The sequence below is a fragment of the Saccharomonospora glauca K62 genome, assembly GCF_000243395.2.
Lineage (GTDB): Bacteria > Actinomycetota > Actinomycetes > Mycobacteriales > Pseudonocardiaceae > Saccharomonospora > Saccharomonospora glauca.
Window position 1 is genome coordinate 817,184 of the sequence record NZ_CM001484.1, and the last position, 19,809, is coordinate 836,992.

A 19,809-nucleotide genomic window follows, 5' to 3' on the forward strand; every position below is an offset into this window, starting at 1 on the left:
GCGTTCGCCGAGGAGGCTCTCACGAGCGACGGCGGGCGGTGCCCTTCGTGGGTTCGGCGGTCAGCGGATCGGCGGGCCACGGGTGTTTCGGGTAGCGGCCCCGGAGTTCCGCGCGCACGGCGGCGTATCCGTTGCGCCAGAACGACTCCAGGTCGGAGGTCACGGCGGCGGGCCGACCCGCGGGTGACAGCAGATGAAGGACCACGCGCACGGTCCCGTCGGCGAGCGTCGGGGTCTCACGCCACCCGAACGTTTCCTGAAGCTTCACCGCGAGTACGGGTTCGGTCCCGGAGTAGTCCACTTTCACCCGCGAGCCCGTGGGCACCCGCAGCCGTTCCGGGGCGAGTTCGTCGAACCGGGCGGCCTGCGGCCACGGCAGCAGGCGGCGCAGTGCCGCCGCCGTGTCGACGGTGGCGAGGTCGGCGCGGCGCCGCACGGTGTCGAGTTCCGGTCCGAGCCAGTCGTCCAGCCGAGCGAGGAGTTCGTCGTCGGTCACGGCGGGCCACGGAGCGCCGAGGTGCCGGTGCAGGAAGTCGAGGCGTTGCCGAAGCCGGGTGGCCTCGTCGGGCCACGGGAGCAGTCGCAGGCCCTCTCGGCGCAGGCCCTCCGCCACCGCCGCCCGCACGGCCGCCGGGTCGGGATTCGACAGGGCACGCTCGGACAGCGTGATGGCGCCGAGTCGTCGCACTCGGCGGGAGACGACGTCGCCGTCGGTCCACGCGATCTCGTCGGTCTCGGTCACCAGAGCCGCGCCCGCCCGTGTGGCCAGGCGTTCGTCGGCCACCGCGGCGAGGCGTACCACGCCGTGCGCGTGTCCCGGTTCCCGCGTCGCCTCGGCGACGGCCAGCCACTCACTGTCGCCGAGGCCGCTTCCGGGCGGCACCTCCACCGCCGTTCCTCCGGCCAGGAGGTACACGGGGGAGTTGCCCGGTCGGCGCCGGGCGAGTCGTTCGGGGTGGGCCAGGGCCACCACGGCCGCGGGGTCGGGGGTGTGGTGGTCGTCGTGATCGGCCACGAGGGCACGGAGCCGGGCGACCTCCCGACGCCAGCGCCGCGCCGCCGCGTCGTCGGACCTGCGCAGGTGGGTCAGCTCGGCGTCGAGGTCGGTGCGCGTGGAGCCGGTGTCGAGCAGGGCCACCACCTCGGCCGCCGTTCGCGCGCCGACCTCCTCGGCCCCGTCGAGCAGCGCACGGGCGAGGCGTGGGTGCAGCCCCACGGAGGCCATGCGCCTGCCACGTGCGGTGGGGCGGCCGTCGGAGTCCACGGCGGCCAACGTGGCCAACAGTTCCCTGCCCGCCGCGAGCGCACCCTCCGGAGGTGGGTCCCACCAGGTGAGTCCGGAACCGTCCGGAGTGGACCAGCACGCCAGTTCGAGTGCCAGTCGGGAGAGTTCGGCGGTGCGGATCTCCGGTTCCGGATAGGCGGGCAGGCTCGCGTGTTCCGAGCGCGGCCAGCAGCGATACGCCACTCCGCGGGCCTCACGCCCGGCCCGGCCGGCGCGTTGGTCGGCGACCGCCCGCGACACCCGCACGGTTGCCAGCCCCGGAAGACCGCGGCGGTGATCGACCCGTGGGACTCGGGCCAGACCGGAGTCCACCACCACGCGCACCCCTGGCACCGTCAGACTCGACTCGGCCACCGCCGTCGACAACACGACCCGCCGCCGCGGTCCCGGAGCGAGCACCGTGTCCTGTCGCTTCGCCGGGAGTCGTCCGTGCAACACCACGACGTCGGCGTCGAGGTCGCCGAGCAGGGACTCCACCCGGTGGATCTCGGCGACGCCCGGAAGGAACACGAGGACGTCGCCGTCGTTCTCCTCCAGTGCCGTGTGGACGGTTCGGGCGACGCACGCCTCGATGCGCTCCCCGCGGTCCGGTGGTCGGTGCACGATGTCGACGGGATGCGTCCGGGCCCGCGCGGTGACGACCGGCGCGGCACCGAGGAGCGAGGCCAGGCGTTCCGACGCGACGGTGGCCGAGGTCGCCAGCAGCCGCAGGTCGTCCCGCAGGCCCGCACGAGCGTCGAGCAGGAGCGCCAACAGCAGATCGGCGTCGAGATGGCGTTCGTGGCACTCGTCGAGCATCACCACCGACGTGTCGCTCAGCTCGGGATCGTTCTGGAGGCGTCGCACGAGGAGACCGGAGGTCACCACCTCCACACGGGTCCGAGGAGAGACCTTGCGGTCGCCCCGCACCGAGTACCCGACGGTGTGGCCGACGGGTTCCCCGAGCAACTGCGCCATGCGCGCGGCGGCGGCACGGGCGGCGAGTCGGCGTGGTTCGGCCACGACCACTTTGCGCGGGAGGTGTCTGGCCAGTGCCAGGGGGACGAGCGTGGTCTTGCCGGTGCCGGGTGGGGCGACGAGCACGGCGCTGCCGCGGTCGGCCACGGTGGCGCACACGTCGTCGAGTACGGCGCGCACCGGCAGGTCGGGCAGCACCACGGAGTCGAGGTTGCTCATGGGCCTTCGATCTCCGGCGGGGTGGCCACCTCGACGCCGGATGGGGCGAGATGTCGCTCCAGCGACGCGCGCCACGAGCCCGAGTCGATCATCTTCCGGAGGGCGGCGTTGACGGCCGCCTGCCCGTCGGTGTCGCCCTTGCGCAGCCCGATCCCGTAGTTCTCCGTGGACCACTGCTCACCGACGAGCGTGACCAGTTCGGGGTTCTGCGCGACGTAGCCCGCGAGGATCGCGCCGTCGGTGGTCACGGCGTCGACCCGGCCGGCGATCAGCGCGGTGACGCACTCGGAGACGCGCGGGTACTCGGCGAGCTTCACCAACTTGCCGAGCCGCCGTTTCACGTTGGCGGCGGAGGTGGTGCCCCTGGAGGTGCACACCGTGCGCCCGATGAGCGAGTCGGGGCCGGTGAAGGTGGTGGTGCGTCGGATGAGCAAGTCCTGCCCCGTCTGGAAGTAGGGGCCCGCGAACGTCACCTCGCGGCTGCGTTCGTCGGTGATCGAGTAACCGGCCACGACCATGTCGACGGCGCCGGAGTTCAGGGCTTCCTCGCGTTTCGAGGGGAGGACCTCTCGCCACACGATGTCCTCCTCGGCGACGCCGAGTTCGGCGGCGACGAACCGTGCGACGTCGGCGTCGAAGCCCACCACCCGCCCGTCCATCGTCCGTTCCGACAATCCCGGCTGGTCGAACTGAGTACCGACGATCAACGATCCGGTGTCACTCGCTCGGGCGACAATCGAGTCGGGTTCGGCCGTGGAAGCCGAGCACGCCGTGAGTAGAACCCCTGCTACAGCCACGTTGACCAGGCTTCTGAGCCGTCGCATCGCCGTTGCCCCTCACGATTTTCACAGGTGCGCTGGCTAGCCTAGACGTTGTGCTTTCCTCCCGTGGACGGCTGCTTCGAGGTGTCGGACTGCTCGCCAGGCTCGGACTGGCGGCGGTCTGGCTGATCTCGGGTGTGGCCAAGGTCGCTGATCCCGGCCAGACGTACCTCGCGGTGCAGGCGTACGACGTCCTCCCCGAAGACCTGGTGGGCGTGGTGGCCACCGCGTTGCCGCTGGTGGAGGTCGTGTTCGGGGTACTGCTGGTGGTCGGCGCGGCCACCCGGTTCACGGCTGTGGCGTCGGCGGCGCTGCTCGTGGTGTTCATCGCCGGGGTGGCGCAGTCGTGGGCGCGAGGACTGACCATCGACTGCGGTTGCTTCGGCGGCGGTGGTGAGGTGGCACCGGGTGAGACGGCTTACCCGCAGGAGATCGCCAGAGACATCGGTTTCCTGGCGTTGGCCGTGTGGTTGTCGGTGAGGCCGAGCACACCGTGGTCGATCGACGGATGGCTGCGGCGTGGGCGGGAGGCGATTGAGGAGGAGCCACCGCGATCGGCCGAGGTGACCGAACGGAACGAGGAAGCGAGGAAGGACCCCAGTGGGCGGAGCGGAGCGGACGGCGAGGAAACGGCGTCAACAACAGTTGGCCGCCAGAAGTGACGGCGGGAAGGCCGTCGCCGCGGCCCGGCGCAGCGGTGACGGCAAGCGGATCGCCGTGATCGTCGGTGTGGTCGTGGCCGTGATCGCCGTCGTGGTCGGTGGACTGCTGTGGAGCAACGCGTCGAAGAACGCCACGGAGGGACAGCTGATCCCCACCGAGTCGGCGCAGGCGGACATCACCGAGCGCAGGGACGGCGCCGTGGTGTTGCTCGGTGACGAGAACGCTCCCGCGACGATCGACGTGTACGCCGACTTCCTCTGCCCGGTGTGCGGGATGTTCGAGCAGGAGTACGGCGAGCAGATCAAGCAGAAGGTCGCTTCGGGGCAGCTCCTCGTCCGTCAGCACATGCTGCCGATGCTGGTGAAGAAGTCGGACCCGCCCGGTTACTCCATGGACGCCGCCAACGCGGCGTTGCTCGCGGCCGACGAGGGCAAGTTCGTCGAGTTCCACGACAGCCTGTTCGCCCACCAGCCCGAGGAGGGCAAGCGCGGGTACGACAAGGAACAGCTGATCCAGCTCGGTCGTGACCTCGGCATCACCGGCGAGGCCTTTGCCACCGGGGTGCGCACCGGGAAGTACGAGGATCTGCTCAACCAGGAGATGAAGCGGGTCAGCGAGGACCCCAGCCTGCAGCAGGACTTCGGGGGCGGCCAGATCGGGTTCGGGACGCCGACCGTCGTCGCGAACGGCGAGATCGTGGACCACAGTGACCCGGCGTGGCTCGACCAGGTGGTCGCGGCCTCGACGAGTTGAGCGTTTTCCCCGCTTCGTGCACTCCGGGTGTTCTACTGTTCGACTCGGAGTGCACGCGGCGGGAACCGGGCTCGTGCCGCTCGCGTCGCACTCACGCGAAGGAGGGTGACGTGGACGGCACACCACACACGGGTTTCCGGGTCGAGGAAGGCGCCTACGACCACTACGCCCGCAGTATCGACCCCACTGGCGACGATGTCGGGAAGGCGGCCGACCGGCACGTCTCGCCGCACATCGAACTGAGCGGTGACGGGTTCTCCGTCATGGGTGCGGAATCCGGGTTCTCCGGCGCGTACGCCGCGCGCATGCGCGGGGTCCGGGACCGGTTGAGCAGGCTCGGGAGCAACTGGCGGGAGATGGCCGACGCCGCGCGCCGTACCAGCGCGAACTACGAGGTCGTCGAGTCGGAGCAGCAGGGCACCATCCAGCGGCTGGGCAAGGAGCTGGGATGACGGAGACCGCGGAAGTCACGAGAGCGGCACTGGACCTGCCCGACCAGTTCGCGCGTCGCATGCGGACCGACGACGCGGCCATCGACTCCGCCGTGAGTGGGCAGACGGCGTTACGGACGTCGTTGGACGAGGTCCGTAGCACGGCCTCGGCCCAGCGCGTGTTGCTGGCGGAACGGTCGTCGGGCAACGCCACGGACAACGCCGTCGGTACCTCGCAGGCGTTGGAGGACGAGGTCCAGCAGCTGCTCGACGAGAGCATCGAGATCGAGAACGCGGTAGTCGAGGCCGCGGAGGCCCTCAAGGTGGGGCAGATCGAGAACGATCGGATCCGCGAGGAGATCATCCGCGAGATCAGCAGGACCATGAAGGCGGTCGCGGCGGCGAAGCAGACTCCGCCGATACCGACGGGCGGCCAGGCGGCCGTGCGGGAGCTGATGATCAGGCTTCAGCAGCGGATCGCCGAACTCACCGGCCAGGCGGCCGACGTCAGCGACCGCACGTTGTCCACCTTGACCGACATCGCGGGGAAGCTCGGTCGTGACAGCGGGACGACCACGAGCAGCGCGAGCACCGAGGTTGCGTCGTCGTTCAACTCGCAGGGCGCTACCGGAGGCGGTGGTGGCGGCGGAGGGGGAGGAGGCGGCGGTTACGGCGGCGGTGGCGGTGTCGTGACCAAGCCTCGTCTCCCGGTGGCGATTCCCCCGCAGCCGGGTACCGGCGTGAAGATCAACCTGCCGAACGGGAAGACGGTCGAGGCGCCGAACGAGACGGCCGCCAAGGCCGTGCGCGCGGCGCTGTCGCAGCTCGGCGTTCCCTACGTGTGGGGCGGAACGCAGCGCGGTGTGGGGTTGGACTGCAGCGGGCTCACCATGACGTCGTACCGCGAAGCGGGGCTCGAGATCCCTCGGCTCGCGCAGCAGCAGACGGTGGGGGCGGAGGTGCCGTCGCAGGACCAGCTGCTGCCCGGTGACCTCGTGGTGTGGTCGGGCCACGTCGCGATGGTGATCGGCGACGGCCTCATGATCGAGGCCGGTGACCCGGTGAGCATCAACCCCATCCGCACCACCAACGCGGGGCAGCAGTTCATCGGCTTCTACCGGCCCACCGGATAGGTTTGCCCGTGATGTCGGGTGACAGTGGGTGGCGGTGTTCGTCGAGGCTTGTGGGGGTGTGATGGAGTTCGACGCGGAACGGGAAGCGGATCGGATCGACGAGCAGGTGCGGCAGACCTCACAACGGGCCGCCGATCAGTTTGCCCGTGTGGGTTCCGTCACCGCAAGCGCGGAGTCGGGCGACGGTGCGATCCGGGTCGAGGTCGCGCCCGGAGGACTGCTCACGAACGTGCGGCTGACCCATGCCGCCTTGCGGTCGGGTACCGACGCGCTCGCGCAGCAGATTCTGGCTTTGGCCCACACGGCCACGCGTCGAGCGGGCGATCGGATGTATCGCGTGCTGTCCCCCGTCCTCGGTCCCGACGGTGACGCCACGTTGGCGTCGCTGGGCTACGAGCCGTTGCCCGAGGACGAGGAGGAGGACGACTACTCGGTGTGGGACGGAAGGGGACGGACGCGGTGATCGAGCAGGTGCCGGTTGGAGGCGCAAGCACCAGGGACCTCATCGCTCAGGCCCGCGCGCGTCGGGAGGCGTTGGCGTCCGTGGACGCGCTCATGGCGCAGGCCACGGGAACCGCGCACGACGTCGACAACACGATGGAGTTGACGGTGGACGCGCGCGGCAAGTTGCTGCGGCTGTGGCTCGCGCCCTCGGCGGTGAACTGGGGGCCCGAGCGGCTCGGCTCCCTGCTGGTCGAGGTCGCGCAGGTGGCGATGCGGGAGGCCATCCAGGCGAGTTACAACATGGTGGCGTTGCGGCTGGGGGAGGACATGACGTACCTCATCGAGCAGCTCTCCGGCATGCCCGCGCCCGCCCGTGACCCGGAGGCCGACACGGGGATCACGGTGGAGGAGTTCCAGCGACGGCGTGAGGAGCGCCTCCGGGAGACCGAGCGGCGTACGGGAGGTGCGACGCGGGTTCGACGGGACGTCGGGGGAGCCGCCGTGCAGGATGAGGACGACTACGACCTCGACACTTTCGACCCGGCGACGCTGCGGTCGGACCGATAGGGGACCCCCCCTGCGAAGCGCGCTTCGAGGCCCTGTATAGTCATCGGTACAAACGAACACGGGGCTATGGCGCAGCTGGTAGCGCACCTCACTGGCAGTGAGGGGGTCAGGGGTTCGAGTCCCCTTAGCTCCACGTCACGGACGAGGCCCGAAACCGAGAGCACGGTTTCGGGCCTCGTCGTTGTGTCGGGTCGAGATCTCCCTCGGGTGGCGCGTCGGGTCGGAGACTCACGTCACATTCGGCCGCGATGTGGGCGGGAGTCGGGTCGGAGCGCCGTGGTCGGCTCGTCGTCATCGACGCTCGGCGACCCCAATGATGCTGGTGGTCGGCGTCGGCCGGTCGAGGGTGCCGGTACGGGTGAACCCCGTCGGGGCCGAGCCGCGTTCCCGCGGCTCGGCTCGTCGCCGCGTCATTTCCGCAGTTGCGGCCCCAGAACGAGTAGTACGCCGAGGACCGCCATGACGACGTGCAACGGCAGGCGGTACCCCTCCAGGGCGTCGACGTGGTTCAGCAAAAACCAGCTCGGACCGTCTCCCAGGATGTTGTTGACCGTTCCCCCGATGCCCTGGATTCCCAGCAGGACGCCGAGGGGTTCCAGAAGGCCGAACTTCTTTCTCATGTCCCGTCCCCCAGTCTCATCAAAGCAATACAGATGTATTGCCTAGGTGGAGAACACTATGCCAGGGGCGACGAAGTATTGCAATACGTATGATTTGGACTTACTTGACGAGGGCAGGGGGTCGGTGAGGTGCGAGGTGTCGGGGCGGAGCATGAGGCGAGGCGGCGTGAGTTGGTGGAGGCCGCGCTGCGTGCGGTCGAGCGGGGCGGGGTCGACGCACTGACGTTCCGACGGGTGGCCGCCGAGGCTGGGGTCTCCCTCGGGCGCGTCCAGCACTACTTCTCGAATCGAACCGATCTGCTTCGCGCCACGTACGCGCACGTCCAGGAACTCACCCGGCAGCGCATCACCGCCGAACTCGCCGAGATCGGGAAGAACGCGCCGGGCCGGGTGGTGGTCCGGGCGATCCTGCACTCCCTGGTGCCGGCGACGCCTTCCCGGCAGGCTCACCTGCGGGTGGCGCACCTGTTCGACACCGCCGCGATGGGGGACGCCGCCATGCTGCGGCAGCTTCGGGAAGGACACGCCGAGCTGCTCGACTTCCTCGCCTCCCAGTTGGACAGAGCTTGTCGGGACGAGGCGGTCGCGCGGGGTTTCGACCCCGCTCGTGCCGCGCTCGCGCTCCTCGCGCTCGCGGAAGGACTCGGCACCCTCGTGCTCATCGGCCATACGCCCGCGCCTCGGGCGCAGGACGTCCTCGACGAGGAGCTCGACAAGGTGCTGGGGAGTGAAGACGGCCGCTGACGATCGACACCGTCACCCCGCACGGTTCCCCGAGCGTCGAGCAACCGGCGGGCCCGAAGCGCAGCGGGGCGGCCACCGCCAGCGGCCGGGCGCCCGAGTCGGGCGATGTTCACTCGGCCTCGTGGTGTTGCAGGTAGGCCAGCACGGCGAGGACTCGGCGGTGTCCCTGCTCGTCCTCGGGGAGATCGAGCTTGGCCAGGATGTTGCCGATGTGCTTGGCAACGGCCGCCTGGCTGATCGACAGACTGCGCGCGATGGCCGGGTTGCTCATGCCCTGTGCCATGAGGGCGAGCACCTCCTTCTCGCGCTTGCTCAGCCGGGAGACGGGGGACTCCGTGCGGTGTCGTGCCAGCAACGTGCGCACGACCTCCGGGTCGATCACGATTGCGCCCGCCGCGATGTCCTCCATGGTCCGCACGAACTCGCGGACGTCACCCACCCGGTCCTTCAGCAGGTAGCCGGTGGAGGAGGTACTGCTGCCGAGGAGTTCGGAGGCGTAGACCTTCTCCACGATCTGGCTCAGCACCAGGATGGGCAGCTCCGGTCGTCGCGCACGGAGTTCGAGTGCCGCGCGAAGCCCCTCGTCGGTGTGTCCCGGTGGCATTCGCACGTCGGTGATCACGATGTCGGGGTCGTGCTCAGCGGTCGCGGCCAGCAGGCTGTCGGCGTCGTTCACCGCCGCGGCCACGGTATGGCCGTACCGGCTCAGGAGATTGACCAGTCCGTCACGCAGCAGCGCTGAGTCCTCCGCGATGACCACTGTCAGCGGGACGCGGTCGCCGTCCATGGAATCTCCATTCGCAGTTCGGTCGGTCCGCCGGCCGGGCTGGCCAGCAGCAGTTTGCCACCCGTCGCGGCGACACGGTCCACCATTCCCTGCAGCCCGGTGCCGCGAGCCGGGTCGGCTCCGCCGTGTCCGTTGTCCTTCACCGTGACCACCAGGGTGTCGCCGACACGGGAGCCGGTGATGTCCACGCGGTCGGCACCGCTGTGCTTGACCGCGTTGCTGAGCGCCTCACTCACCGTGAAGTACACAGTGGACTCGATGAGGGGAGAAGGACGTTCGGGCAGCACGACGTTCGTCACCACGGTGAGGGGACAGCGGGCGGCGAGTTCGTCGAGTGCGGCGCCGATGCCCCCTCGGTGAGGACCTGCGGATGAATGCCTCGGACGAGTTCGCGCAGTTCGGTGAGGGCTTGCTTGGCGTCCCGTTGCGCGTCGGCCACCAGCCTGCTCGCGGCCTCGAGATCCCGGTTGTCCTCCAACTCCACCTGGGCGAGTCCCAAGGTCATCGACAGCGCCACGAGGCGTTGCTGGGCGCCGTCGTGGAGATCCCGTTCGATGCGTTTGCGTTCCACCTCGAACGCGTCGAGCAGCCGGGCGCGTGACCGACTGAGTTCGACGAGTCGGGCGCCCAGTTGGGCGCGGGTCGACGTGGACACCGAGCGCACGAGAGCCCTGCGGGCCGCCGCGGCGGCGACCCAGAGGTAGGAGACGGGGACGAGCAACAGCACACCGGCCACGGGCAGCAGCGGCCAGAAAGGCAAGGACCGCAGGGGCGGACCGCCGACGACCAGCTGATCACCGAAGATCAGCACGAGGACCGGTGTGGAGATCAGCGTGCCGACGGTCAGCAGCAGCCCCAGGGACACGATCGCTTCCACGGGCCACACCAGGAAGACGACCAACAACAGGTACCCGAACTCGCGCCAGGTTTCCCGTTTCCGAAGCGTCGGCCACGGTCGGGACCACGTCCACGGTCGCCGCGGGCGACTTTCCAATCCCGATCGGGCGCGATCGCGTGCGGCGAACACCGGACCGAGCGTGACGAGGGCCATGAGCGGCCAGACTCCGATGACCACCGGAAGCAGGAGCACCGTCACGAAGAGCCCGAGGAGCACCACCGGCAACCAGGAGAGACCAACGGCGCTGCCGACGAGGAGGTAACGGAGGGAAGTCCAAGGCGCTCGGGAGAACAACAGTTTCCGCGGGGGGAGAGGACAGCGTTTCCCAGCCGATCTCCGCAACGCTCACCCCGTGGATGGTAGGGACGGCGACTTCCGTCGCGCCAGCGCGACCGGCGACGGTAGAGCTCGCTATACCCCGAGAACTCCTCCGGAGACGACTGTGTGGCCCCGGAAGGCGTGATTCGCTTCCTTCATAGCGGACCACGTGTTGCGGGTGCTGTCGCTGTGTCGCGCCTACGGCGAACGGGCGAACCCCGTGCGGGCGCTGACCGACGTCAGTTTCGACGTGGCCCGCGGCTCCTTCGTCGTCGTGATGGGGCCGTCGGGTTCGGGCAAGTCAACCCTGCTGCGCTGTGCTTCCGGCCTCGATCGCCCCACCTCGGGGGCCGTACTATTCGGGGACACCGACCTGACCGGGTTGTCCGAGGTGGAGCTCACCGAGTTACGACGCAGGCGTATCGGATTCGTCTTCCAGGAGTACAACCTGCTGCCCGCGCTCACGGTGGAACAGAACATCGCGTTGCCTCGCCACCTCGCCGGTGACGAGCCGCGCAAGGAAGAGCTCGACACCGTGCTGTCGTGGGTGTCCCTGCGGGAACTCCGTCATCGCAGACCCTCCGAGCTGTCGGGCGGTCAGCGGCAACGCGCGGCGATCGCTCGTGCGTTGGTGACCGAACCCGACATCGTGTTCGCCGACGAGCCGACGGGTGCGTTGGACTCCGGGTCCTCCGACGACGTGCTGCGGTTGCTGCGCTGGATGGCCGACGAACGTGAACGCGGCATCGTGATGGTGACCCACGACCCGGTGGCGGCCGCGTTCGGCGACCGCGTGCTCTTCCTCGCGGACGGGAGGTTGGTCGACGTGGTGGAGACACCCACCGCCGAACTGGCCGCCGAGCGGATGGCGCGCTTGGAGTTCCGAGAGGCCTGACATGCTCGTGCTGGCAGTGCGGACCTTGCGTGATCGTGCTTCCGCGTTCGTCGGGGCGTTCGTCGCCGCGGTCCTCGGCACGGCGATGCTGACCGCGGCGGTGGCGGTCATGACGTCGGCCGCCTCGGCTCCGGTGACGGGCGAGGCCAGGGAGGCCCTCGACGGGGTTTCCTCCGTGATCGGCTTCATGGCTGCACTTGCCGCCTTCCTCTCCGTCTTCATCGTGTCGAGTACGTTCGCCTTCGCCGTGGCCTCACGAGCGCGGGAGTTGGCTCTGCTGCGCATGGTCGGCGCCACGCCGAAGCAGGTGCGGCGGCTCGTCAGGACGGAGTCCCTGCTTGTCGGAGTGCTCGCCGCCGTTCTCGGATGTCTGCTGGGCTTACCGCTCGGTCTCGGGCTGGCCGGGTTCCTGGTGCTGGTCGGGGTCGCCCCGGTCGGGTTCACGCTCAGCTTCTCGGGGCCGACGTGGTATGTCGCGGTGCCGATCTCCTTTGTCGTCGGGGTGCTCGTCACCTGGCTCGGAGCGGGCTCGGCCGCCAAGCGGGCGAGCCTTGCGAACCCGTCCGACGCGCTTCGGGAAGCCGACGTCGACGAGCGGGTGATGACCCGCAAACGGTGGGTCCTGGGGTCGGTGTTCCTGGTGCTCGGGATCGCCGGGGTCGCCGTCCTGCCCGTTCTGGCCGGTGACGTGCAGATCCCGATCGCGGTGTTTTTGGCCCAGCCGTTCGTCGTCGCGGCGGTCCTGTTCTCGCCGCTGTTCATCGGCGGGCTCAGCTCGTGGTTCGTGCGGGACCGCTCCGCGACCGGGACGGTCGCCAGGGCCAACCTGCGGGCCGGGGCCCGCCGTACCACTTCCACGGCGGCTCCGATCACGCTCGCCGTCGGGATCTGCGGCTCGTTGCTCGGGGTGTCGCTGGTGATGGCCGCCGCGGGAGAGACGAGCCTTCGGCAGAGCTACGTCAGTGATCTCGTGGTCGAAGGCGGCGGGGCGACCGCCGACGAGATCCGGCGGGTTCCCGGCGTGGAGGAGGCGACCACGATCGGGCACACCAGGGTCAGGGCCGTGGTCGCGGATGGGGCCTGGGACCAACCGGTGGAGGCCACCGTGGTGGAACCCGAGACCATGCTGTCCGCCTTGCGGTTGGACGAGTTCGACGGCTCTCCGGATCGATTGCACGGCCCGTCGGTGGCGCTCGGTCGGAACCTGGCGTGGTCCATGGGGTGGGAACTGGGCGGCGAGTACTCCGTTCGAATGCCGGACGGCTCGGAGCAACGGGTTCGGGTCGTCGGACTCTACCGGGACAGCGCGTTGATCCAGTCGATGCTGTTGCCGAACGACTTCGTCGCGGCGGAGACCTCCTCCGTGCACGTGTCGGCGATCGAGGAGAGCGACCGGGTGTGGGCCGCGGTGGGACAGCGGTGGCCCGATGCGTCGGTGACGTCCACCGAGGAGTGGCTGGAACCGCTGGTCGGAGAGCGGAACGGCGGCATGCGGTCGGGAGTCTGGCTGCTCAGCGGGTTCGCCCTGGTCTACACCCTGCTCGCCATCGCGAACACCACGGCGATGACCTTCCGCTCCCGGAGCCGGGAGTTCACGTCGTTGCGGCTCGTTGGAGCTCGGGTCGACCAAGTGCGGGAATTGGTGCGCAGTGAGTCGATCGCCCTCGGCGCGGCGGGCGCGCTGGTGGGTGGGCTGATCGCGCTCGCCACGTCGCTCGCGGTCTGGTTCGCGTTGCGCGCGAGTGTCCCGGACACCCCGTTCGTCCTGCCGATCTTCGAGGTTCTCGTCCTGTCCGGGGCGTGTGTCGTAATGGTGATCGCGGCTTCTCGTGCGGCCATGCCTCGATCCGAGGGCGGGCGAGTGGGTCGGTCGCGGGGGTAATCGGTTTCCCGACCCCGGTGGTCGGAGGAGGATCGCCTCATGGACGCCTCGCACCACCCCGCGCCGGAGCTGCGGCCCCAGCGATCGTTGCCGACCTTGCGAACCGAACGGCTGACCTTGCGGCCCGTGGCTGTCTCCGACCTCGACGCGATGCACGCCTATCTCGGCCTGGAGGAGGTGTGCCGGTACCTGCTGCACGAGCCGCTGTCGCGGGAGGAGGTGGAGGCCAGGCTGGTCGAGTGCCGGAAGCGGTCGACGTTGGAGCAGCCGGGTGACTTCGTCCGGCTGGCGGTGGTCCGGGACGCCGACGCCGTCGTGGTAGGGGATGTCATGCTCGACATCACCTCGGTCGAGACCGCCACCGTGGAAATCGGATGGGTCTTCTCACCGGAGGTGGCCGGTCGGGGCTATGCCACCGAGGCCGCCCGTGCCCTGCTCGGGTACGCGTTCGGAACGCTGAACGCCCACCGCGCCGTCGCGCGGCTGCATCCGGACAACGCGGCGTCGGCGCGACTGTGCGAGCGGTTGGGAATGCGGCACGAGGCCTTGCACCGCGCCGACCTGTGGGTCAAGGGGCACTGGGAGGACACCAGCGTCTACGCGGTCCTGCGTCGGGAGTGGCACGCGACGACCGCGCCGCCGGCCTCCGCTCCCGGTCGACGCTGATATTTTCCCCGGCCCGGCAACGTCCCACCGGGGGAAAGCCCGGTTTCGACCGGCGAAGCTCGGGGTAGGGGGGAGGGTGTTACCTGTAACGTCGACCGGGGCGGCAATGCCGCCGTCGTCGTGAGTCCCCGTGAGGAGGACGTGAACCCGATCAGGCGTGTCGGGGTTCGCGTCGAGGGCGTGGTGCAGGGCGTGGGGTTCCGGCCGTTCGTCCACGGACTGGCCGAACGACTCGGGGTGAGTGGACACGTCTCCAACGACGCCGCCGGGGTCGTGATCGAGGCCGAGGGCCCCCGCGAGGCGGTGGCCGGATTCCTCAAGGCACTTCGGACGGACGCCCCGCCGTTGGCGGCCGTGGAAGGCGTTTCCGTCGTCGACCTGTCCCCGCGCGACGAGCCGGGTTTCCGCATCCTCGACAGCGACGCCTCGGGGCCACGCCGGACACTGATCTCCGCCGACTCCGCCACGTGCGAGGCCTGCCTGGCCGAGTTGTTCGATCCTCGCGACCGGCGCTACCGCTACCCGTTCGTCAACTGCACCGACTGCGGACCGCGGTACACCATCGTGCGTGACGTCCCCTACGACCGCCCCAACACGACGATGGCCGGTTTCCCGATGTGCGAGGCCTGCGCTCGGGAGTACCACGATCCCACCGACCGGCGGTTCCACGCGCAACCGGTGTGCTGCCCCGACTGCGGGCCACGGTTGCGGATCGTCGACGGCCGGGGAAGACCGCTGGGACAGGACCCGATAGCGCGGGCCGCCGAGTTGCTGCGGGCCGGGATGATCGTGGCGGTCAAGGGACTCGGCGGCTACCACCTCGCCGTCGACGCCGGGCATTCCCGCGCCGCGGCGGTGCTGCGAGCCCGCAAGCGGCGTGAGGACAAACCCTTCGCCGTCATGGTGCCGACCCTCGACGAGGTCCGCCGACTGTGTCATGTGGACGAGACCGCGGAACGGGTGCTGACCGGCCGGCGTCGTCCGATCGTGCTGCTCGACCGCCGCGACGACGGGGCCGTGTCCGACGCGGTGGCGCCCGGTGAGCGCAGGCTCGGCGTCATGCTGCCCTACACCCCGCTGCACCACCTCCTGACGCGGGAGTTCGGCACGCCGCTCGTACTCACCAGCGGGAACGTCTCCGACGAACCCATCACGTTCGCCGACGACGACGCGCTGAGCCGGCTGTCGGGCATCGCGGACGCCTTCCTCGTCCACGACCGTCCCATCCAGGTACGCGCCGACGACTCCGTGGTGAGCGTCTGGCGCGACAAGGTCGTTCCCGTGCGGCGTTCCCGTGGGTACGCGCCGGAGCCCGTCACGTGCGCCCACGAGTTCCCGCGCCCGGTGTTGGCCTGCGGGGCGGAGTTGAAGAACACGGTGTGTCTCGCCTCGGGACGCCGGGCGGTGCTCTCGCAGCACATCGGGGACCTGAAGAACCCCGAGACCCTGCGGACGTTCACGGAGACGATCGAGCACCTGTCCCGGCTGTTCGGCATCGAACCCGCCGTGGTGGCGCACGACCTGCACCCCGACTACGCCTCCACGCGGTACGCGGAGGACACCGACCTGGAGCTGGTCGGGGTGCAGCACCATCACGCTCACGTGGCGGCGTGCCTCGCCGAGGGCGGCACGGACGGTCCGGCGATCGGGGTGGCGTTCGACGGCACCGGTTACGGGCTCGACGGCACCGTGTGGGGCGGTGAGTTCCTCCTCGCCACCTGCGCGGGGTTCGACCGGGTCGGGCACCTCGCGACCGTGCCGATGCCCGGTGGTGAGGCGGCGGTCCGGCAGCCGTGGCGGATGGCCGCGGCGTACCTGCGCTCCGTCGCCGACGCGGACGAGCTCGCCGTGGCGCGCCGTCAGGGGTCGGACTGGGAGCGGGTGCGACGTCTGCTCGACTCGAAGGTCGCCACGCCGGTCACGTCCAGCGCGGGACGGCTGTTCGACGCCGTCGCGGCGATCCTCGGCGTGCGCGACGTCGTCACCTACGAGGGGCAGGCGGCGATCGAGCTGGAACAGCGAGCCGAAAGACATCACACCGACGGCTATCCCGCAGACGTCGTCGACGACGGCTCCGCGCTCGTCGTCGACGGGCCCGGACTCGTGCACGCCGTCGTGGACGACCTGCGTCGCGGCACCGACGCCGGGCTCGTGGCGAGCCGCTTCCACACCGGTCTGGCTCGCGCGATCGAACGCACGTGCTCCGAGATCGCCGACCGCACCGGGGTGCGCCTCGTCGCGCTCTCCGGCGGGGTGTTCGCCAACCGGCTGCTGCTCGATCGCACCGTCGACGTCCTGGAGGCGGCGGGGTTCACCGTGCTCACCCACTCCCGCGTTCCCTGCAACGACGGGGGGATCAGCTTCGGCCAGGCCGTGGTGGCGGGGGCGCGGGACCGGGCGAGGAGCTAGGCTCCGCGCCCCCGCTCCCCGCCTCACCCCGACGTCGTGAGTCCGCCCACGCTCACGAGGTGGCCGACGGCACGGCGGCCGACGGCACGGACGGCACGCCGAGTTCGGAGCGCAGCCACGAGAACCACCGATCCAGTCCCTCGCCCGACACCGCCGAGGTCACCAGGAGCTCCGCCGAGGGATTCACCCGACGCAGGTGGCGGGCGAAGTGGTTCACCTCGAACGTCAGGTACGGAACGAGGTCGGCTTTGGTCAGCACCACGAGGTCGGCTGCCCGGAACATGTGCGGATACTTGAGCGGCTTGTCCTCGCCCTCGGTGGTGGACGCGAGCACCACCCGGCGTCGCTCGCCGAGATCGAACAGCGCGGGACACACCAGGTTGCCCACGTTCTCCACCACCACGAGCGATCCGTGTGGCGGGTCCAGTTCCCGCAGCGCGCGGGACACCATGTCGGCGTCGAGGTGGCAGCCCGCCCCCGTGTTGATCTGCACGACCCGGCAGCCGACGTCCCGGAGCCGGTCGGCGTCGAGCGAACCGGCCTGATCGCCCTCCAGCGCGCCGACGAACACGTCGGAGGTGAGTTCGCGCACCGTGGTCTCCAGCAGGGTCGTCTTGCCGGAGCCCGGCGCGCTCATCAGGTTGACGGCGAAGCAGCCGCGTGAGGCGAGCCAGGCGCGGTTGTCCTCGGCGAGCTCGTCGTTTTTGGCCAGCACGTCCCGCTCGATCGCCACGGTGTCGCTCGCCCCCGTCGCCGGGGTCTCGTCACACCCGCATGTCCCGCACATCGCGTGCCACCTCCACGTCGCGAATCCGAAGTTGTTGTCCCGATCTGACGTCCACGTCCACCGACCCGCACGGGCAGGTGTCGAGGAACGACGACAGCGGCACGTCCGTGCCGCAGAGTGTGCACCGGCCCAGACCCGGTACGGTCTCGACCACCAGCTCGGCGCCCTCCACGGGAGTGCCCCGTGTGACCGCGTCGAAGCAGAAGCGCATCGCGTCCGCCTCGACCCCGGACAGGGCGCCGATCTCCAGCCGCACCGACAGCACCCGCGCGCCACCGGTGTGTTCGACGACCGCGTCCACGACGCTCTGGGCGATCGACAGCTCGTGCATGGTCAGCAGATGCGGGGCAGTGGGTCGCCGACGAGGAGGTCGGCGATGCGCGTGCCCCCGAAGGCCGTGTTGAGCAGCACCGTGCCCGCCGGGTCGGGGCCGACCTTGCCGATCACGGTGGCCTCGGCGCCCTGCGGGTGTTCCCGCAACGCCGCCACCGCCTCGTCGGCGTACGCGCCGTCGACCACCGCGACGAACCGGCCCTCGCACGCCACGTAGAGCGGGTCGATGCCCAGCAGCTCGCAGGCGCCCCGTACCTCGTCACGCACGGGTACGGCGCTTTCGTCCACCACCACGGAGACCTCGGCGGCGCGGGCGATCTCGTTCAACACCGTCGCGACCCCGCCCCGTGTCGCGTCCCGCATGGCGCGCACACCGGGAACGGTCAGCAGCCGCGCGCACAGGTCCGCCAGCGGCGCGGTGTCGGAGACGAGGTCGGCCTCGATCTCCAACTCCCCTCGGGCCAGCATCACGGTGACCCCGTGCTCCCCAACGGGGCCCGACACCAGGACGACGTCTCCGGGGCGGACGGTATGGACGCCCAGGGCGCGGTCCGGCGGCAGCAGCCCCACACCGGTGGTGTTGATGTAACAGCCGTCGCCGCTGCCCTTGCCGACCACTTTCGTGTCGCCGGTCACGAGCGTGACTCCCACGGCGTCGGCGCATTCCCGCATCGAGGCCACGATGCGCCGCAGGTCGGCGACGGGGAAGCCTTCCTCCAGGATGAACCCGCACGACAGGTAGGCCGGCTGCGCCCCGGCCACGGCCAGGTCGTTGACGGTGCCGTTGACGGCGAGATCCCCGATGTTGCCGCCGGGGAAGAACAGCGGTGACACGACGTACGAGTCGGTGGTCATGGCCAGCCGGGTGCCGCCGAGCACCAGATCGGCGGCGTCGCCGAGCGGTTCGAGCAGCGCGTTGCGGAACGCGTCGACGAAGACCGCCTCCACGAGCGTGTGCGTCGCCTTGCCACCCGCGCCGTGGGCCGCCGTGATGCGCTCCTCCCTGACACGCGGTTTGCGGCGCCGGGCGCGCTCGATGCGTTCCAGCACCTCGTCCTCGGTCCTCACGCCGTGCTCACCTCCTTGACGCGTTGCCGGGTGAACCGGCCGAAGTTGTAGTAGGCGGCGCACGCGCCCTCCGGGGAGACCATGCAGGTGCCGATGGGCGTCTCCGGCGTGCACGCGGTGCCGAATACCTTGCACTCCCAGGGCTTCAGCACGCCTTTGAGTACCTCGCCGCACTGGCACGACTTCGGGTCGGCCACGCGGACGCCCGGCAGCGAGAACCGTTGTTCCGCGTCGAAGGCCGCGTACTCCTCCCGCAACCGCAACGCGGAGTGGGAGATGAAGCCGAGTCCGCGCCACTCGAAGTAGGGGCGCAGTCGCATCGTGCGGGCGACGGCGTCGAGCGCCACGGAGTTGCCCTGCCAGGGCACCACGCGGGCGTACTGGTTCTCGACCTCGCGGCGGCCCTCCTTCAATTGCCGCAGCAGCAGGTACACCGACTGGAGGATGTCGAGCGGCTCGAATCCCGCCACCACGATCGGTTTGCCGTAGTCGCGGGGGATGAACTCGTACGGGCGACATCCGATCACGGTCGACACGTGTCCGGGACCGAGGAAACCGTCGAGCCGCAGGTCGGGGGAGTCGAGGATCGCCTTGATGCCGGGGATGATCGTGACGTGGTTGCAGAACACCGAGAAGTTCTCGATGCCCTCCCGCTCGGCCCGCAACAACGTCATGGCGGTGGACGGCGCGGTGGTCTCGAACCCGATCGCCATGAACACCACCTGCTTGTCGGGGTTTTGCTTGGCAATGCGGAGTGAGTCCAGTGGCGAGTACACCATCCGGATGTCGGTGCCCTCGGAGTTGGAGTCGAAGAACGTGCCGTTCGATCCCGGCACCCGCATCATGTCCCCGAACGAGGTCATGATGACGTCGGGAAGGCTCGCGATGTGGATGGCGTCGTCGATCCGGCCCATCGGGATCACGCACACCGGGCAGCCGGGGCCGTGCACGAGCGAGATCTGCTCCGGCAGGTAGTCGGCGATGCCGTGCTTGTAGATGGTGTGGGTGTGACCGCCGCACACCTCCATGAACTTGTACTCCCGGCCCGGCTCGCACAACTCCGCTATGCGGGCCGCCAGGGCCTTCGCCGTGTCCGAGTCGCGGTACTCGTCGACAAAGCGCATCGTCG

At 69.9% G+C, this 19,809-nt stretch carries 21 protein-coding genes and 1 tRNA gene; 12 read left to right on the forward strand and 10 right to left on the reverse strand.

What is annotated here, in order from left to right:
- Positions 1–19 precede the first annotated feature (19 nt).
- Both hrpB and SACGLDRAFT_RS03960 read right to left on the reverse strand, forming a co-directional pair.
- Entirely contained in the window at positions 20–2,461 is a 2,442-nt protein-coding gene (gene hrpB / locus SACGLDRAFT_RS03955; protein WP_005461933.1) for an ATP-dependent helicase HrpB, read from the reverse strand.
- A complete protein-coding gene (locus SACGLDRAFT_RS03960; protein ID WP_005461936.1) occupies positions 2,458–3,285 on the reverse strand; it encodes a glutamate ABC transporter substrate-binding protein in 828 nt (275 codons plus the stop codon). Before SACGLDRAFT_RS03960 ends, hrpB begins: the two co-directional genes overlap by 4 nt.
- Before the next feature lie 50 nt (positions 3,286–3,335).
- On the opposite strand from SACGLDRAFT_RS03960, the gene SACGLDRAFT_RS03965 reads away from it, so the two are divergent.
- From SACGLDRAFT_RS03965 to SACGLDRAFT_RS03995, 7 genes are all read left to right on the forward strand, one after another.
- Positions 3,336–3,944, forward strand: coding sequence for a MauE/DoxX family redox-associated membrane protein (locus SACGLDRAFT_RS03965; protein WP_005461938.1), 609 nt, complete (start codon positions 3,336–3,338; stop codon positions 3,942–3,944).
- On the forward strand, positions 3,883–4,698 hold the full coding sequence (locus SACGLDRAFT_RS03970; protein WP_005461940.1) for a DsbA family protein: 816 nt from the start codon (positions 3,883–3,885) through the stop codon (positions 4,696–4,698). Before SACGLDRAFT_RS03965 ends, SACGLDRAFT_RS03970 begins: the two co-directional genes overlap by 62 nt.
- Positions 4,699–4,808: 110 nt before the next feature.
- Positions 4,809–5,150, forward strand: coding sequence for a hypothetical protein (locus SACGLDRAFT_RS03975; RefSeq protein WP_005461941.1), 342 nt, complete (start codon positions 4,809–4,811; stop codon positions 5,148–5,150).
- Positions 5,147–6,262 carry a C40 family peptidase gene (locus SACGLDRAFT_RS03980; RefSeq protein WP_005461943.1) on the forward strand — a complete coding sequence of 372 codons (1,116 nt, stop codon included), beginning with the start codon at positions 5,147–5,149 and terminating at the stop codon, positions 6,260–6,262. The genes SACGLDRAFT_RS03975 and SACGLDRAFT_RS03980 overlap by 4 nt, the downstream gene beginning before the upstream one ends.
- A 61-nt stretch (positions 6,263–6,323) precedes the next feature.
- On the forward strand, positions 6,324–6,725 hold the full coding sequence (locus SACGLDRAFT_RS03985) for a YbaB/EbfC family nucleoid-associated protein (RefSeq protein WP_005461945.1): 402 nt from the start codon (positions 6,324–6,326) through the stop codon (positions 6,723–6,725).
- Positions 6,722–7,273, forward strand: a complete 552-nt coding sequence (locus tag SACGLDRAFT_RS03990; protein ID WP_040919569.1) for a hypothetical protein — start codon at positions 6,722–6,724, stop codon at positions 7,271–7,273. The genes SACGLDRAFT_RS03985 and SACGLDRAFT_RS03990 overlap by 4 nt, the downstream gene beginning before the upstream one ends.
- 60 nt (positions 7,274–7,333) lie before the next feature.
- Positions 7,334–7,406, forward strand: a tRNA-Ala gene (locus tag SACGLDRAFT_RS03995).
- A gap of 277 nt (positions 7,407–7,683) precedes the next feature.
- On the opposite strand, the gene SACGLDRAFT_RS04000 is transcribed toward SACGLDRAFT_RS03995, so the two are convergent.
- Complete coding sequence (locus tag SACGLDRAFT_RS04000) at positions 7,684–7,893, reverse strand: hypothetical protein (RefSeq protein WP_005461949.1); 210 nt, start codon at positions 7,891–7,893, stop codon at positions 7,684–7,686.
- A gap of 129 nt (positions 7,894–8,022) precedes the next feature.
- Here SACGLDRAFT_RS04000 and SACGLDRAFT_RS04005 point away from each other — a divergent pair, with 129 nt between their 5' ends.
- Entirely contained in the window at positions 8,023–8,637 is a 615-nt protein-coding gene (locus tag SACGLDRAFT_RS04005; protein WP_005461951.1) for a TetR/AcrR family transcriptional regulator, read from the forward strand.
- Positions 8,638–8,746: 109 nt separating this feature from the next.
- Here SACGLDRAFT_RS04005 and SACGLDRAFT_RS04010 read toward each other — a convergent pair whose 3' ends face one another.
- The 3 genes from SACGLDRAFT_RS04010 to SACGLDRAFT_RS04015 are packed head-to-tail and all read right to left on the reverse strand — an operon-like array spanning position 8,747 to position 10,664.
- Positions 8,747–9,424 (reverse strand): response regulator, encoded by a 678-nt coding sequence (locus SACGLDRAFT_RS04010; protein WP_005461957.1) that lies wholly within the window; start codon positions 9,422–9,424, stop codon positions 8,747–8,749.
- Positions 9,400–9,723, reverse strand: coding sequence for a sensor histidine kinase (locus tag SACGLDRAFT_RS21470; protein ID WP_157608755.1), 324 nt, complete (start codon positions 9,721–9,723; stop codon positions 9,400–9,402). The genes SACGLDRAFT_RS04010 and SACGLDRAFT_RS21470 overlap by 25 nt, the downstream gene beginning before the upstream one ends.
- Positions 9,720–10,664: a sensor histidine kinase gene (locus SACGLDRAFT_RS04015; RefSeq protein ID WP_085978101.1), complete on the reverse strand. Its 945-nt coding sequence runs from the start codon at positions 10,662–10,664 to the stop codon at positions 9,720–9,722. The genes SACGLDRAFT_RS21470 and SACGLDRAFT_RS04015 overlap by 4 nt, the downstream gene beginning before the upstream one ends.
- A gap of 154 nt (positions 10,665–10,818) precedes the next feature.
- Here SACGLDRAFT_RS04015 and SACGLDRAFT_RS04020 point away from each other — a divergent pair, with 154 nt between their 5' ends.
- From SACGLDRAFT_RS04020 to hypF, 4 genes are all read left to right on the forward strand, one after another.
- Positions 10,819–11,535: an ABC transporter ATP-binding protein gene (locus SACGLDRAFT_RS04020; protein WP_005461959.1), complete on the forward strand. Its 717-nt coding sequence runs from the start codon at positions 10,819–10,821 to the stop codon at positions 11,533–11,535.
- A gap of 1 nt (position 11,536) precedes the next feature.
- A complete protein-coding gene (locus tag SACGLDRAFT_RS04025; protein WP_005461961.1) occupies positions 11,537–13,417 on the forward strand; it encodes an FtsX-like permease family protein in 1,881 nt (626 codons plus the stop codon).
- 39 nt (positions 13,418–13,456) lie between these two features.
- Positions 13,457–14,083 carry a GNAT family N-acetyltransferase gene (locus SACGLDRAFT_RS04030; protein WP_005461963.1) on the forward strand — a complete coding sequence of 209 codons (627 nt, stop codon included), beginning with the start codon at positions 13,457–13,459 and terminating at the stop codon, positions 14,081–14,083.
- Between the two features lie 141 nt (positions 14,084–14,224).
- Complete coding sequence (gene hypF, locus SACGLDRAFT_RS04035; protein WP_005461964.1) at positions 14,225–16,492, forward strand: carbamoyltransferase HypF; 2,268 nt, start codon at positions 14,225–14,227, stop codon at positions 16,490–16,492.
- A gap of 52 nt (positions 16,493–16,544) precedes the next feature.
- Here the strand turns inward: hypF and hypB are convergent, their stop codons facing one another.
- The 4 genes from hypB to hypD are packed head-to-tail and all read right to left on the reverse strand — an operon-like array spanning position 16,545 to position 19,804.
- Complete coding sequence (gene hypB / locus SACGLDRAFT_RS04040) at positions 16,545–17,279, reverse strand: hydrogenase nickel incorporation protein HypB (protein ID WP_005461965.1); 735 nt, start codon at positions 17,277–17,279, stop codon at positions 16,545–16,547.
- On the reverse strand, positions 17,257–17,610 hold the full coding sequence (locus tag SACGLDRAFT_RS04045; protein WP_005461966.1) for a hydrogenase maturation nickel metallochaperone HypA/HybF: 354 nt from the start codon (positions 17,608–17,610) through the stop codon (positions 17,257–17,259). Before SACGLDRAFT_RS04045 ends, hypB begins: the two co-directional genes overlap by 23 nt.
- A 2-nt stretch (positions 17,611–17,612) precedes the next feature.
- The gene (hypE, locus tag SACGLDRAFT_RS04050) at positions 17,613–18,680 is read right to left on the reverse strand and encodes a hydrogenase expression/formation protein HypE (protein WP_005461967.1); all 1,068 of its coding nucleotides are present in this window, start codon (positions 18,678–18,680) and stop codon (positions 17,613–17,615) included.
- Positions 18,677–19,804: a hydrogenase formation protein HypD gene (gene hypD, locus SACGLDRAFT_RS04055; protein ID WP_005461968.1), complete on the reverse strand. Its 1,128-nt coding sequence runs from the start codon at positions 19,802–19,804 to the stop codon at positions 18,677–18,679. The genes hypE and hypD overlap by 4 nt, the downstream gene beginning before the upstream one ends.
- Positions 19,805–19,809: the final 5 nt, after the last annotated feature.

What these genes read in the sequence shown, in the direction of transcription:
- hypB (WP_005461965.1), bottom strand. Translation starts at nt 17,279, where the DNA reads ATGTGCGGGACATGCGGGTGTGACGAGACCCCGGCGACGGGGGCGAGC.
- SACGLDRAFT_RS04010 (WP_005461957.1), bottom strand. Translation starts at nt 9,424, where the DNA reads ATGGACGGCGACCGCGTCCCGCTGACAGTGGTCATCGCGGAGGACTCA.
- SACGLDRAFT_RS04000 (WP_005461949.1), bottom strand. Translation starts at nt 7,893, where the DNA reads ATGAGAAAGAAGTTCGGCCTTCTGGAACCCCTCGGCGTCCTGCTGGGA.
- hrpB (WP_005461933.1), bottom strand. Translation starts at nt 2,461, where the DNA reads ATGAGCAACCTCGACTCCGTGGTGCTGCCCGACCTGCCGGTGCGCGCC.
- SACGLDRAFT_RS03980 (WP_005461943.1), top strand. Translation starts at nt 5,147, where the DNA reads ATGACGGAGACCGCGGAAGTCACGAGAGCGGCACTGGACCTGCCCGAC.
- SACGLDRAFT_RS04045 (WP_005461966.1), bottom strand. Translation starts at nt 17,610, where the DNA reads ATGCACGAGCTGTCGATCGCCCAGAGCGTCGTGGACGCGGTCGTCGAA.
- hypD (WP_005461968.1), bottom strand. Translation starts at nt 19,804, where the DNA reads ATGCGCTTTGTCGACGAGTACCGCGACTCGGACACGGCGAAGGCCCTG.
- SACGLDRAFT_RS04030 (WP_005461963.1), top strand. Translation starts at nt 13,457, where the DNA reads ATGGACGCCTCGCACCACCCCGCGCCGGAGCTGCGGCCCCAGCGATCG.
- SACGLDRAFT_RS03960 (WP_005461936.1), bottom strand. Translation starts at nt 3,285, where the DNA reads ATGCGACGGCTCAGAAGCCTGGTCAACGTGGCTGTAGCAGGGGTTCTA.
- SACGLDRAFT_RS04025 (WP_005461961.1), top strand. Translation starts at nt 11,537, where the DNA reads ATGCTCGTGCTGGCAGTGCGGACCTTGCGTGATCGTGCTTCCGCGTTC.
- SACGLDRAFT_RS03985 (WP_005461945.1), top strand. Translation starts at nt 6,324, where the DNA reads ATGGAGTTCGACGCGGAACGGGAAGCGGATCGGATCGACGAGCAGGTG.